The sequence below is a fragment of the Wolbachia endosymbiont (group A) of Melieria omissa genome, assembly GCF_964031125.1.
In the GTDB taxonomy this organism is placed as follows: Bacteria; Pseudomonadota; Alphaproteobacteria; order Rickettsiales; family Anaplasmataceae; genus Wolbachia; species Wolbachia pipientis.
Genome location: NZ_OZ035007.1, coordinates 722,960 through 736,904 on the forward strand (window position 1 = coordinate 722,960; position 13,945 = coordinate 736,904).

At 35.4% G+C, this 13,945-nt stretch carries 12 protein-coding genes, 2 rRNA genes and 2 pseudogenes; 8 read left to right on the forward strand and 8 right to left on the reverse strand.

Annotated features, from left to right (window positions below; translation table 11 throughout):
- Positions 1 to 45: 45 nt before the first annotated feature.
- Positions 46 to 384 (reverse strand): outer membrane protein assembly factor BamE, encoded by a 339-nt coding sequence (locus ACQH2Q_RS03295; protein ID WP_006279908.1) that lies wholly within the window; start codon positions 382 to 384, stop codon positions 46 to 48.
- A 131-nt stretch (positions 385 to 515) separates the two neighbouring features.
- Between ACQH2Q_RS03295 and ACQH2Q_RS03300 the strand changes: the two genes are divergently transcribed.
- The 3 genes from ACQH2Q_RS03300 to tsaB all read left to right on the forward strand — a co-directional run bounded on the left by ACQH2Q_RS03300 (position 516) and on the right by tsaB (position 3,358).
- Positions 516 to 1,505 (forward strand): ribonucleotide-diphosphate reductase subunit beta, encoded by a 990-nt coding sequence (locus tag ACQH2Q_RS03300; protein WP_155969016.1) that lies wholly within the window; start codon positions 516 to 518, stop codon positions 1,503 to 1,505.
- Between the two features lie 138 nt (positions 1,506 to 1,643).
- Complete coding sequence (locus tag ACQH2Q_RS03305; RefSeq protein WP_264339318.1) at positions 1,644 to 2,774, forward strand: dicarboxylate/amino acid:cation symporter; 1,131 nt, start codon at positions 1,644 to 1,646, stop codon at positions 2,772 to 2,774.
- On the forward strand, positions 2,774 to 3,358 hold the full coding sequence (tsaB, locus tag ACQH2Q_RS03310; protein WP_155969018.1) for a tRNA (adenosine(37)-N6)-threonylcarbamoyltransferase complex dimerization subunit type 1 TsaB: 585 nt from the start codon (positions 2,774 to 2,776) through the stop codon (positions 3,356 to 3,358). Before ACQH2Q_RS03305 ends, tsaB begins: the two co-directional genes overlap by 1 nt.
- On the opposite strand, the gene ACQH2Q_RS03315 is transcribed toward tsaB, so the two are convergent.
- Positions 3,353 to 3,976: an AAA family ATPase gene (locus ACQH2Q_RS03315; protein ID WP_155969020.1), complete on the reverse strand. Its 624-nt coding sequence runs from the start codon at positions 3,974 to 3,976 to the stop codon at positions 3,353 to 3,355. The two genes, tsaB and ACQH2Q_RS03315, sit on opposite strands and share 6 nt — an antisense overlap.
- Positions 3,977 to 4,256: 280 nt before the next feature.
- Here ACQH2Q_RS03315 and ACQH2Q_RS03320 point away from each other — a divergent pair, with 280 nt between their 5' ends.
- Together ACQH2Q_RS03320 and ACQH2Q_RS03325 are read left to right on the forward strand one after the other, a co-directional pair.
- Complete coding sequence (locus tag ACQH2Q_RS03320; RefSeq protein WP_155969022.1) at positions 4,257 to 4,967, forward strand: class II aldolase/adducin family protein; 711 nt, start codon at positions 4,257 to 4,259, stop codon at positions 4,965 to 4,967.
- Between the two features lie 105 nt (positions 4,968 to 5,072).
- A pseudogene (locus ACQH2Q_RS03325) lies at positions 5,073 to 6,053 on the forward strand (IS3 family transposase).
- Between the two features lie 197 nt (positions 6,054 to 6,250).
- On the opposite strand, the gene ACQH2Q_RS03330 reads toward ACQH2Q_RS03325, so the two are convergent.
- The 4 genes from ACQH2Q_RS03330 to pstC form a co-directional block, all read right to left on the reverse strand.
- Complete coding sequence (locus ACQH2Q_RS03330; protein WP_007549659.1) at positions 6,251 to 6,469, reverse strand: ankyrin repeat domain-containing protein; 219 nt, start codon at positions 6,467 to 6,469, stop codon at positions 6,251 to 6,253.
- A 387-nt stretch (positions 6,470 to 6,856) separates the two neighbouring features.
- Entirely contained in the window at positions 6,857 to 7,201 is a 345-nt protein-coding gene (locus ACQH2Q_RS03335; protein WP_006279902.1) for a F0F1 ATP synthase subunit epsilon, read from the reverse strand.
- Between the two features lie 12 nt (positions 7,202 to 7,213).
- Positions 7,214 to 8,641 carry a F0F1 ATP synthase subunit beta gene (gene atpD, locus ACQH2Q_RS03340; RefSeq protein WP_264339588.1) on the reverse strand — a complete coding sequence of 476 codons (1,428 nt, stop codon included), beginning with the start codon at positions 8,639 to 8,641 and terminating at the stop codon, positions 7,214 to 7,216.
- Between the two features lie 101 nt (positions 8,642 to 8,742).
- Positions 8,743 to 9,831 (reverse strand): phosphate ABC transporter permease subunit PstC, encoded by a 1,089-nt coding sequence (pstC, locus tag ACQH2Q_RS03345; RefSeq protein ID WP_038199744.1) that lies wholly within the window; start codon positions 9,829 to 9,831, stop codon positions 8,743 to 8,745.
- Positions 9,832 to 9,938: 107 nt separating this feature from the next.
- Here pstC and rpmH point away from each other — a divergent pair, with 107 nt between their 5' ends.
- The 3 genes and pseudogenes from rpmH to ACQH2Q_RS03360 all read left to right on the forward strand — a co-directional run bounded on the left by rpmH (position 9,939) and on the right by ACQH2Q_RS03360 (position 10,765).
- The gene (gene rpmH, locus ACQH2Q_RS03350; protein ID WP_006279898.1) at positions 9,939 to 10,073 is read left to right on the forward strand and encodes a 50S ribosomal protein L34; all 135 of its coding nucleotides are present in this window, start codon (positions 9,939 to 9,941) and stop codon (positions 10,071 to 10,073) included.
- Positions 10,074 to 10,140: 67 nt separating this feature from the next.
- Positions 10,141 to 10,416 (forward strand): annotated as a pseudogene (gene rnpA / locus ACQH2Q_RS03355) (ribonuclease P protein component); the annotation flags it as partial.
- Positions 10,417 to 10,501: 85 nt separating this feature from the next.
- Positions 10,502 to 10,765 carry a hypothetical protein gene (locus ACQH2Q_RS03360; protein ID WP_077188558.1) on the forward strand — a complete coding sequence of 88 codons (264 nt, stop codon included), beginning with the start codon at positions 10,502 to 10,504 and terminating at the stop codon, positions 10,763 to 10,765.
- 85 nt (positions 10,766 to 10,850) lie between these two features.
- On the opposite strand, the gene rrf is transcribed toward ACQH2Q_RS03360, so the two are convergent.
- Together rrf and ACQH2Q_RS03370 are read right to left on the reverse strand one after the other, a co-directional pair.
- A 5S ribosomal RNA gene (rrf, locus tag ACQH2Q_RS03365) occupies positions 10,851 to 10,957 on the reverse strand.
- Between the two features lie 66 nt (positions 10,958 to 11,023).
- Positions 11,024 to 13,789 (reverse strand): 23S ribosomal RNA (locus ACQH2Q_RS03370).
- Positions 13,790 to 13,945 lie beyond the last annotated feature (156 nt).

The window sequence follows — 13,945 nt, forward strand, 5'->3', positions numbered from 1 at the left end:
TATGGAATGAACCGCGGTATGACGCAGGAAGATCTGAGCAAACTTTCAATCAGAAACAGCCAAAGATCTCTCTAAGATGTCAGTTTCTTTTGTATCTTCAACTTTACCGTCCTGGTCGAATGAAATTTGCAGAGACTTACTACTATACTTCCTTTTTCCTAAAAAATTGGCTTGTTTAATTTTATATGAGACATAGTACCAAACATTGTCATCGAACTTTGATACTAATGTTGGTGATCCTAAAGTGTGAACCACTTTTTCTTTATCGTCACCTACTTTTATCTTGCTCCACAATTCAACACTAATGCCAGGAGCTCCGTGATTGTGAATAGTGTGAGTGCAGCTCACTGTAAATAATAAAATAAAAGATATTAATACTCGCATTTCTGTTGATAAATTACTTGAAGCTATAATACACTAATAAATTATCTGCCGTCAAATTTCAAAAAAGTTAAATTGACTGATTCTCAATATCACTTAATATAATATTTACTTTAGAAAATAATAGGTGTCTTATGTCATTGTTAGAAGCAGATCCAATATACAAACCTTTTAATTACCCTTGGGCGTATGATGCGTGGCTGCAGCAACAAAGAATCCATTGGATACCTGAGGAAGTTCCGCTTGCTGATGACGTAAAGGATTGGAAAACTAAACTTTCAAGTGTAGAAAAAAATCTACTAACCCAGATCTTTAGATTTTTTACTCAGGCAGACATTGAAGTAAATAACTGCTACATGAGGCATTATTCAAATATATTTAAGCCAACGGAAATATGCATGATGCTTGCAAGCTTTTCCAATATGGAAACTATACACATTGCAGCTTATTCTTATCTTTTAGACACAATTGGCATGCCAGAAAGCGAGTATCAAGCATTCTTAAAGTATGATGCTATGAGAAAGAAGTATGAATACATGTTAGAATTCGAGGAAAGCAAAAAACACGATAAAAAACATGTAGCTAAAACTCTAGCGGTGTTTGGTGCATTTACCGAGGGGTTGCAGTTATTCGCATCATTTGCAATTTTGCTCAATTTTCAACGCTTTGGAAAAATGAAAGGCATGGGACAAATAATTGCCTGGTCAGCCCGTGATGAAACTTTGCACACCAATTCAATTATCATGTTGTTTAATACATTTATTAAAGAGAATAATGAAATTTGGGACGACGAGTTTAAAGAGGAATTATATTCTGCATGCCGCACTATTGTTGAGCTTGAGGATGAGTTTATAAAGCTTGCTTTTAATTTCGGAGACGTTGAAGGACTATCTGCAGAAGAAGTGCGCAATTACATACGCTACGTAGCAAACAGACGGTTAATGCAATTAGGTCTTGAGTCCATATATGATGTTAATGATAATCCTATTCCGTGGCTTGATGAAATACTAAATGGCGTGGAACATACGAATTTCTTTGAAAATAGAGTAACAGAGTATAGCCGTGCAGCAACTCAAGGCACATGGGAGGAGGCTTTTACTGAAAACGACACGAATAATAAGTGAGTGCTAATTTCACTCTTCTTTGTCATTCCAGTGTCAGCTACTTTCATTACGTCATTTGCTGTGCAGTTTAGACAGTTTTGCTTTACTTAACAACTAACTTACCATATATATGTCCATAGGACATTGGTATATAAGAACGTGCTACAACTATTAATCTTACTCACGGTCATCACTTCAGTTGCATTCTTTGGTCATTTAGTTCCAATGGAAGCAAAAACCTTCTTGTACTCAACGAGCCTGAGTATAAAAGAGGTTTTGCTATTTATAATGCCTTTTATTATTTTTGCGTTAATCTTTAGCAGTGTTAACAATCTTAAGCAGTCAGCTATAAAGTTCATATTGTTACTTATTATAATGATCTTCTTGTCAAATCTGGCTTCAAGTTTAATAGCTTATTCTGTTGGGCATTTTATCATACAAAACACTCATTCAATACAAGATATAACGTATGAAGAAACAATTGTTCCCTTATGGTCGTTTAGGCTGCCTGCATTGCTTTCTAATTTTTATGCCCTTGCCTGTGGATTTGTGTCCAGCATAGTAGTGTCCACACTGCTACCCAAGAAAAGCAAAGAGCTTTCGAACAAAATGTTAGATTTAACTCTCTTTCTTTTGAAGACGTTTTTGACGCCGATTATTCCAATATTTGTACTTGGGCTTGCTTTAAAAATGCAGCATGATCAAGTTTTATCTATAATATTTAAGGATTACTCAATAATTTTCATTATTATAGCATCTGCAACCTACCTTTATGTTTTCCTCTTATATGGAGCAGCAAATTCATTCAAGATCACAAGCTGGATAGCTAGTATAGGCAATATGATACCGGCATTTATTACTGCAATGAGCACAATGTCTAGTAATGCAACTATGCCACTTACTCTTGAAGGAAGCAAAAAAAATGTAAAGCAACCTGACATAGCATCGTCTGTTGTACCAATAACTGCTAGCTTTCATTTAGTAGGTGATTGCTTTTTTATCATAATATTATCAATGATAATTGCCTCCGGTTATTCATTGTTCACAATAGATTATGTAACTTTTCTTCTCTATTTTTTGTTATTTAAGTTTGCTATCGTGGCAGTGCCGGCAGGAGGAATTATGGTAATGCTACCTATTCTTGAGAAATATCTCAAATTCTCTCCAGAAATGCTTTCGTTAATTACAGCATTGTATATAGTGTTTGATCCAATAATCACTTCAGCAAATGTTATGGGTAATGGTGCCTTTACTATAATATTTTCAAAACTCTATGATAAGCTTAAGTAATGTCTATTTTAGCGATTGATACTGTAGGTATTGGTAGTTCAATAGCAATAGTTGATTATGATGGTAACTGTTTTGTAGAGCACAATTCCACCAGCAATAGTCATGCAGAATCATTTTTTCAAATACTAAGTACTTTATTTGATAAGCACAACTATAATTATGATAAAATAGATCATTTGGCGGTAGTAGTTGGACCAGGAAGTTTCACTGGAATTAGAGTTGGTATATCAGCTGCACAAGGTATAAATCTTGCTACAAATAAGCCGTTATACGGGGTTAGTGCGCTGGAAGTTCAAGCCTACGCAATATCTTTGCTTTGTGCAAATAGCAAAAAAAATATCAGAGCTATAATCAAAAATGCTCAAGGGTTTTATACACAGTTATTTGATTTCAATTTATTGCCGCTGTCTGGTCCAACTGCAGCATGTGACCCTGGTTACGCTACAAGCAGTACACATATGGATTGCAATTTAAATGCTAGCCATGCAGGGCTATTAGTTCATTATAGACTGAAGAACAAGCAAAAATTAAATGAAGTTGAAGCTCTATATTTAAATGAGCCTCAGTATATGAAATTGCTATAGACTATTTTTTTGCATACACGCAATTTGGCTAAGCTTGTGCATCTGGTTTACTATCTCTTGAGCTACTTCTTTTATACTCATATTTGAATTTTCTATCTCTATAGCACTCGGTGGTGTAAATAAATTGTTAATCCTACATTGCTCTATCATGCTATTTAGATTAATCACCTTCCTATTTTTTCTTTGCCTTTTTAATGCAATACGCTTTTGTAATGTCGGTAGATCACACCTAAGTACCACAGGAAGGATTTCTGTGTTCATTTTTTTACTAAGCCTTACTATTGAATCATACATCCTCATGTTCTGGTCATTATTTTCCATCAACTCATCAATAAATATGTAATTTTTTGAGTGAATCGGATAATTTTCTATTACCTGAAGCATAATTTGCATAATGCCATATATTCTATCTTGAACTTCTTTAGGTATTTGATCACGTTCAAAGACACCATCGTATATAGAGCAAGCTTGAACATTGTTATAGAACTTGCTATTTACAATTAATGCGTCTATCATATTAGATAATTCTATTGCTGTGGAAAGTTTACCACTTCCCGAAAGACCAGAGAGATATATGAAAAATCCTGCTGGCTGTTTTTTTGTGTTAATATTTACCATATTATTTTCAATCTTGAAACTTACATTTATAATAACATAAAAATGAAGCTTTAAAACATATGAAATATTATATAGAAAATTATTTTTGTAGTTAAGATATTATGTAATTTAAAAACATAAATTCTGTATATAAACTCTATAATAACGATAACTATTTTTAAGCAAGCTACAACACAAAAGTGTTTGGTATTCAGAAAGCAAGACAGAGTGGCATAGACTTATTAGTTTACTACAAGTCTCTTTTCGCGTATAAACCTTCAGAAGATTCTAACAGAGGATTGTGTTGTTAACAAAGAGCAGAGTAAAAAGGGATCTAGTCTATGCCTATCAGATTTTGTCCTACCTTAAGTTCGATGATCATACATATACTCACCTTTCAGTGCGTTCTGAAGATCAAAAGTCGTTTTATATTTATCCGTTTGGTATGCGTTTTGATGAAGTAGATGAACGTTCGTTAATGAAAGTATCATTTGATGGAGATGTAATTGAAGGCAAAGAATATCAATATAATAGAACTGGCTATATAATTCATGGTTTTGTTTATCAAGCAAGGAAAGATATTCAAGCAATTTTTCACTTGCATACACCTTCTATTGTAGCGGTTTCTTCTCTCAAAGATGGGCTGCTTCCTATAAGTCAATGGGCACTGCACTTTTACAATAAAATCTCTTACCATAATTATAATTCCCTAGCACTTAGCGATACAGAAGGAAAGAGGTTAATAGCTGATCTGAAAGAAAATTTTGTCATGTTAATGCGTAATCATGGATCTATAACGTGTGGTCGGACTATACAAGAAGCAATGTTCTACACATATCATTTAGAACGAGCGTGCAAAACTCAATGTTTAACGTTAGCAATGAATAAGGAGTTATCAATTCCAAGTGAAGAAATTTGCTCAAAAGCTGTAAAGGATCTCCTATCTTTTGAAAGCAATCTTGGTGAGAGGGATTGGCACGCATGGGTTAGACTAATTAAAAGTAAGTTGTAAGAGACTTTCGCACTACTATCTGTCATCCAAGTAGTGACCTTACCCAGAAAAAGTAGAGAGAAAGTTAAGACGTTTTTGGAGTAAAATAAAACGTTTTTTCAAAATATGACAAATAGAAGAGAATATACAGCAGAATTCAAATTAGAAGCTGTTAAGCTGGTTAAAGAAACAGGTCAAGCAAGTACAAAAATAGCAAAAGATCTAGGTATAGATGGTAGTATGTTAAGTAAGAAAATATGATGGAAAAATGTCTGGAGCATACGCATTTCCAGGCAAAGGCTCCTTATGACAAAGAAAGATTTGATCTAAAAAAAGAGCTAATAAGAGAAAGAGACATCTTAAAAAAAGCCCTGGGCAAAGAAAAAGAGTAAAGTATTCTTTTATATAGAAATTGCTATAAAACACAGGAACTATGTAGGGTTTTGTACTGGTGGTATGGGTTGCTAAGGAAAAAAGCAGTAAAGAATTAGCAAAAGAAGGGCTTCTAGCAGATATTCAAAAAATACATCAAGCTTCTAAATGCAGATATGGAGCCCCTAAAATTCACGCTGAATTAAAAGCTTTAGGCAAAAATTAAAACAGTACAAAGTGTTATGCAAGAAAATGGCATTAAAGCCAAGTTTAGACGAAGGTTCAAAAATAAAAAACAGCAAATAAGCAACCGAGTTGTGGCTCCGAACACATTGGATCAAAATTTTACTACTGATCAGCCAAATAAAGTTTGGGATTACCTACATAAAAACTAAAGAAGGTTGTTGGCGGCAATAATTGACCTATATTCACGCATGGTGGTTAATGAGTAACATGATAATTAGTTATAGATTCTTTATTGATGGCCGTTGATAAACGCAAACCCGATAAAAATCTGCTGTTACATAGCGATCAAGGGTCACAGTATACCTCTCAAAATTACCAATTTCTATTGAATACAAAAAACATCATTTCCAGCATGAGCCATAAGGGCTGTTGTTACGATAACTCTGTTGCAGAAAAGTTCACTTAAAAGGGAGCTGCTTATTGATACTTCTCGCTCAACAAACCAGAACTGCCATATTTGAATACATAGAAATCTTTTATAACAAATAACGTAGACATTCTACTATTATAGCACTTCTCGCAATAGTCCGAATAGGATAAGATATGTGCTTATGCCTATGGTAGAGCAGTAGCATATTATGATCTGTTCGGATTATTGTAAAAAGAGCTATAACTATTGCATTCCTGCACAATTTATTCTCATGATAAAAACGTCTTAACTTTCTCTCTACTTTTTCTGGGTAAGGTCAATTTGGGTCTGCACCATTTTTGAGTAATAGTTTTACTTCTTGTGCATTACCATCTTCTACAGCTAGGAATAATTGTTCTTCCTGTGTTTTTACGCGTGTTTCCACATTAGATATAAAAAATAACAATACTAAACATGCAATACCAATAATGCTAATATATTTTATAATTTTTCTCATAAGATATTTTACAATGCTTCTAATAATATTAGATATCATCTATAAAATTAAAAAATCCATGAAAGGGGATGAAAATATGTAAAAAAGTATTATTGATTAATTAAAAACAGATTTTGATTTGATAATACTAATAAAATCGATTTATCTTAAATTTACGTTGATTTTTACCTGTTATTTTTTGTAGTTTATCCAACGTAAATTCCAGGTAAAACAAAGTCGTTATCTCCAACCGTTACAACCAACTCTCCTTCTTTAATTTTTATTTGATTAGGTGTATGGTCCCATACCATCACACTCTGGGATCATACACCTAAAGTACTCCGACACTGGGATGACACCCCGGGGTTTCTGGGATGACAAAAAAGAGCCCCCTGAGCAAAAATCTTATAGCCACTTGAATGATAATTGACTTTTTGCCTAAAATAACTAAGAAAGAAACTTCTCATCAAGATAACTTAAATATATACTAATTCTCTTATTTTTAAACGATTTCTCATCATGAATTGCACGATCAAAAACCTGAATTTGACTTGTTATAATGCTACAATTATTATTTGCAACTTCTAATACGCCACTATCAATTACAACCTTCTTTTCTGTTTGGTTACTCATTTTAACAGTAATCATACCAGGCAATAAATAAATTAAGTAAGGAGCATGGTGAGCTAAAATCATAAGCTCCCCTTCGAGCCCAGTTACTGAAAGAGAAACCACTCCACTGAATGAAATTTGATCATCAGGAGAGAAAAATTGCACTTTAAAAGTATTCATAATCTTTAACTTTTATTTAGCTTCAGCTTGTATTAATTCAGCCTTTTTTATTGCTTCATCTATATTCCCCACCATATAAAAAGCAGCCTCTGGTAAGTGATCATATTTGCCTTCAACAATCCCTTTAAAACTGGAAACAGTATCAGAAAGTGAAACAAATTTACCAGGCATGCCAGTAAATATTTCTGCAACGTGAAAAGGTTGAGAAAGAAATTTCTGAATCTTACGAGCCCTATCAACAATAATTTTATCTTCATCAGATAGCTCATCCATACCAAGTATTGCGATAATATCTTGCAGTGATTTATAAGTTTGCAATATACGTTTCACCTCAGAAGCTACATTATAATGTTCTTCACCAATGATTTCAGCAGATAAAGACTGAGAGGTTGAATCAAGTGGATCAACAGCAGGGTATATTCCCATTTCAGCTATTTGCCTTGACAACACTGTGGTTGCATCAAGGTGAGAGAATGTAGTTGCTGGGGCTGGATCAGTCAAATCGTCCGCAGGAACATATATAGCTTGCACAGAAGTAATAGAGCCAGAAGTTGTTGAAGCTATTCTTTCTTGCATTGCACCCATATCAGTTGCAAGGGTTGGCTGATAACCAACAGCTGACGGTATTCTTCCAAGTAAAGCAGAAATTTCAGAACCAGCTTGTGTAAATCTAAAGATATTATCCACAAAAAATAGAACATCTTGATTTTCCTTATCACGGAAATATTCTGCCATAGTAAGTGCTGTTAAAGCAACTCTAGCCCTTGCTCCAGGAGGCTCATTCATCTGACCATAAACCAAAACAGCTTGAGATTTTTCATGCTCATTTATATTTATTACATTTGAAGTGATCATCTCGTGATAAAGATCGTTACCTTCACGCGTTCTCTCCCCTACCCCGGCAAACACAGAAAATCCTTTATGAGCTTTTGCTATATTATTAATTAATTCCATTATTAGGACTGTTTTACCAACACCGGCTCCACCAAATAAGCCAATTTTTCCTCCTTTAAGATAAGGTGCAAGAAGATCTATAACTTTTATTCCCGTAACTAAAACTTCTTCCTGTATTCTCTGTTCAGTAAAACTTGGAGGTGCTCTGTGTATAGGCTCTAAGTTATACTTTCCCTTCAGTGGACCACACTCATCTATAAGCTCTCCAACAACATTAAAAATCCTTCCTAAAGTTGAACGCCCAATTGGCACCGATATTGGTGCACCTGTATCAACAAATTCATCCCCCCTTGACATGCCATCTGTGCTATCCATAGCAATACAACGAACTATATTGTCACCTATATGCTGCGAAACTTCTAAAACCAGCTCCTTATCCTTATATTTTAGTTTGCTTTTTAAAGCATTAAATATTTTAGGCAATTCACCTTCAAATTTTATATCAACAACTGCTTGAGTTACCTTAATCGCTCTACCTATATTCATCTCTTTATTTTTATCACCTAACACTATAATTCCATAAAAGAACTTCTAAAGAAAATAAATTTTATATTATTAATAGAAATTTTGCAACATTAAAACGCTTACTAGTTACGCTTCATTACAAACAATGCAAATGCATTTAATAGCCAAGTAATAATAAACAATACTAAACTAAGCGCATAAGCAGCAAGAGTTTGTACACTATTGAAATCCTGATCTCCGGTAAGTAATGTAGCGATCTGCACGGTAATGGTAGTAACTGAATTAAGAGGGTTAAAAGTCAAATTTGCGTTGATTCCCACAGCCATTAGCACAATCATTGTTTCACCTATCACTCTTGAAATTGACAATAAAATTGCACTTAAAATTGTAGGCATTGCATAAGGTATTGTTATATGCCATATAGTTTCCGCTGGAGTTGCACCAAGTGCCATGAAGCCATAACGCAAGCTTTTTGGAACAGATCTTATGGCATCTTCGAGTAAAGAAATAATAAAAGGAAGAATCATTATCCCAATCGATAAACCGGCAACTAAGGCACTTTCTGAGTGTATACTTAAACCAAAAAAATTTGCTACCTGCTTTATAAAGAAAGACAAAAACACAACCGCGAAATATCCATATACAACCGTAGGAATAGCAGACAAAACTTGCAAAGTTGTATTAACAATATAACGCACTTTCTCACTCGCATATTCACTAATATATATTGCAGAAAATAAACCAAGCGGAACGACAACTAACATTGCTATAATAGTTATAAGTAATGTACCAACTAAAAGCGGCGCTATACCAAAACATCCTATCTTCTCTTCATTGATAGTGACTACATTGTGGCCCCATTTCAAGCAAAACAAGAATTCTGAAATAGCTACTTTATTAAAAAAACTAATGGATTGAATAAAAATAGACAGCATTATAAATAAAGTGATAAAAAATGATATGGCCAAAGCCACAAATAACGAAAGTTTTATTATCTTATTTCTTTTATTTTTAAAGATAAAAGCAAGCATGAAAAAAAGTAACGCTATAGAAATAAAAGTTACAAAACAATTATTATAGAATACTAACAACCAAGTTAGCATCCATACACAACTAAGATATAGATAAGATTTAACCTTATTTACTTCTTGAAACCTACTAAAACAAAATAAAAGGATTAGTAAGACAGGTATGACTATCACCGAATTCATTCTTCCATGCATCAAATTTTATTCTACGAAAATGTCATACAAGTTCACCATTATTTGACAATAAAGTAAAACAATTTAAAATAAATAATTATATTAATATAAAAACAATGAAGAGAACATTTCAACCAAAAAATTTGATAAGAAAGCGCAGACACGGATTTCGTTCACGTATGGCAACAAGAGCTGGAAGAAAAATCCTTAATAGGCGCCGTTCATTAGGGTGTAACAAATTATGCGCATAGTAAGTATAAAAAAAAAGATTTTTCTTCTGCTTTCAAAAATAAGTTAGCACTCAACAGTCTTTTTTATCGTGGGCTTTATATATCACTGTACGCTATAAAAGAAAGAGAACCTGAAAAGTACATTCATACTATTAGAGTAGGTCTGGCTATCAGTAAAAAAACCGGAAAAGCAGCAAAAAGAAATAAAATAAAAAGGCAACTACGAATGCTTGCTAAAATTAGCATTTTAAATATAAGTAATATAGGGCACTACTACATAATACTAACTCATAGAAACATTATGCAAGCAAGTTATAAAAATTTACAAAAAGATCTAACTATTTGCTTAAAAAAGATAAAATAAAAAAAATCTCAATTAAGGTATTTACAACTATATTTTTTATGATAATATAGGTAAAATTTTTAAAAATAGTTAATGGGTGTGGTGAATGGTAGAGCATATAAAAGAGGTAAATAACACAGGCTTTGGTCAGATGTATCAATTCTTATTTCTTCCTAAAGGAACAGGAACAGATTGGAGGTCAGCATTTCGCCAACAAGAAGAATTATTTAAAAAAGTGGGAGGTAATGTAATATTACCAGAAATCAGTAATTCTCCTTCAAAAGGGAATCAATTAGGGGAAGTAGGAACAATGCTAAATAATGTAGAAAATGACCAAGAACATATAAGAAAAAAAAGATATCGTAGTTAAAGTAAAAACTTAAAGAATAGTAACAAAACAAGAAAGTTAAAATATAAGTATACCTACTGTCTAATTAACAAAGAAATTTTTATAAACTTGGCGGCGACCTACTCTCCCTTTTCAAGTACCATCAGCGCTAAAAAGTTTCACTTCCGAGTTCGAGATGAGATCGGGTGGTTCATTTTTGCTATAGCCACCAAGTCAATAAAAATTTCTAACTTAACAATTTTAACTTAATATTTAACACTGCATACACACATATAGAAAGCAAATAAATCAATCAGGCTATTAGTACTAGTTAGCTTCACATGTTACCATGCTTCCACACCTAGCCTATCAACGTGGTAGTCTTCCACGGCCTTAATTGGGAAATCTTTTTGAAGAGGGTTTCTTGCTTATATGCTTTCAGCAATTATCCCATCTATACATAGCCACCCAGCGATGCTATTGGCATAACAGCTGGTACACCAGAGGTATATCCATCTCGGTCCTCTCGTACTAGAGTCAGACCTTCTCAAATTTCCTTCACCCACGGCAGATAGAAACCGAACTGTCTCACGACGTTCTAAACCCAACTCACGTATCACTTTAATCGGCGAACAGCCGAACCCTTGGGACCTTCTTCAGCCCCAGGATGTGATGAGTCGACATCGAGGTGCCAAACGGTGTCGTCGCTATGAACGCTCGAACACCATCAGCCTGTTATCCCCGGCGTACCTTTTATCCGTTGAGCGATGACCCTTCCATACAGAATCACCGGATCACTATGACCGACTTTCGTCTCTGCTTGGCCTGTCAGCCTCGCAGTCAGGCAAGCTTATGCCATTATACTATCAAGCTGATTTCCGACCAGCTCTAGCTTACCTTCGCACGCCTCCGTTACTTTTTAGGAGGCGACCGCCCCAGTCAAACTACCCACCATACAATGTCCTAGTTCCAGATAATGAAACATAGTTAGATATCAAAAGTGTAAAGGGTGGTATCTCAAGGTTGACTCCATTATAGCTAGCGCCATAACTTCAAAGTCTCCCACCTATCCTGCACATCACACTTTTAATAGCAATGTAAAGCTATAGTAAAGGTGCACGGGGTCTCTTCGTCTAACCGCGGGTACCCCGCATCTGCACGGGGAATTCAATTTCGCTGAAGTGATGTTGGAGACAGTGGAGAAATCGTTACGCCATTCGTGCGGGTCGGAACTTACCCGACAAGGAATTTCGCTACCTTAGGACCGTCAGTGTTACGGCCGCCGTTTACTGGGGCTTCAATTCGGAGCTTGCACCCTTCCTATTAACCTTCCAGCACCGGGCAGGCGTCAGACCCTATACTTCCACTTACGTGTTTGCAGAGTCCTGTGTTTTTAGTAAACAGTCGCTACTCCCTATTTTGTGCCACCTACTCATAGTTGCCTAAAAGCAGGTTACCCTTCTTCCGAAGTTACAGGTATAATTTGCCGAGTTCCTTCAACATCATTCTTTCAACACCTTAGTATACTCTACTCATCCACCAGTGTCGGTTTGCGGTACGGCCTCATAAATATAAGTGCTATTTCCTGGAGCTTCTTTTAAGCATAGATCAATCCAATAAGATCTATACAAATACGAAACCCGTCACACTTAAGAGGTTTAGGAATATTAACCTAATTGCCATCGACTACTCCTTTACGGACTCGCCTTAGGAACCGACTAACCCTACGCAGATTAACTTAACGTAGGAACCCTTAGATTTTTGGTGAGAGTGTTTTTCACACTCTTTTACGCTACTTATGTCAGCATTCTCACTTCCGATATCTCCAGCAGTTTTCACAAACCACCTTCACAGACTTACGGAACGCTCCGCTACCGCGCCTATTGATCGAAATCAATAAGCACTCACATCTTCGGTATACAGCTTTAGCCCCGGTACATTTTCGGCGCAGAAAAACTTATTTAGACAAGTGAGCTGTTACGCTTTCTTTAAAGGATGGCTGCTTCCAAGCCAACCTCCTAGCTGTAATGGTTTTTCTACTTCCTTCCCCACTTAGCTGTAATTTTGGGACCTTAGATAGTGATCTGGGTTGTTTCCCTCTTCACCACGGACTTAGCACCCGTAGTGTGCCTGCTGTATAATTAATTGTTGGTATTCGGAGTTTAGTTAGATTTGGTAAGACGGTGAATCCCCCTAGTCTATCCAGTGCTCTACCCCCAACAACATACATACAACGCTCTACCTAAATAGATTTCGCGGAGAACCAGCTATTTCCAAGTTTGATTGGCCTTTCACCCCTAATCACAACTCATCCAATAATGTTGCAACATTAACTGGTTCGATCCTCCAGTGTGTTTTACCACACCTTCAATCTGGTCATGACTAGATCACTTGGTTTCGGGTCTAATCCATAAAACTAAAACGCCCTATTCAGACTTGCTTTCGCTACGCCTACACCTAACGGCTTAAGCTTGCTTCATAGATTAACTCGCTGACCCATTATGCAAAAGGTACGCTGTCACTCTAAATATCAATAAATTGATATAGAGCTCCAACTGTTTGTAAGCACTTGATTTCAGATTCTATTTCACTCCCCTCCCGGGGTTCTTTTCACCTTTCCCTCACGGTACTTGTTCACTATCGGTCGTTAAGGAGTATTTAGGCTTGGAGGATGGTCCCCCCATATTCAAACAGGATTTCACGTGCCCCGCTCTACTCAAGGATTTAAAAACTTTCTACTTATACAGGACTATCACCTTCTATGGTTACTATTTCCAGAGTATTCTAATTCTTATTCTTAAATCACTAGCCTTTTCCGCTTTCGCTCGTCACTACTAACAGAATCTCGGTTGATTTCTTTTCCTTTGGCTACTTAGATATTTCAGTTCACCAAGTTTGCTTTACATACTTAGTACGTAATAACTAGCTAAACTAGTTGGGTTTCCCCATTCGGAAATCTGCGGATCAAAATTTGTTGACAATTCCCCACAGCTTATCGCAGCCTGCCACGTCCTTCATCGCCTCTTAACGCCAAGGCATCCATCAAGTGCTCTTAATAATTTATTTATCCGACTATATGCAGAATATGCAGAGTTAAATATTATTAAAATTGAATTGAGATTAAATTAATCTCTACCATAAAACTTGTCAAACATCTAAAAACTAAATTAATCTTTTATATGTTATAACCTAATAAATAATATGTCAACGCCTTTTTGCACA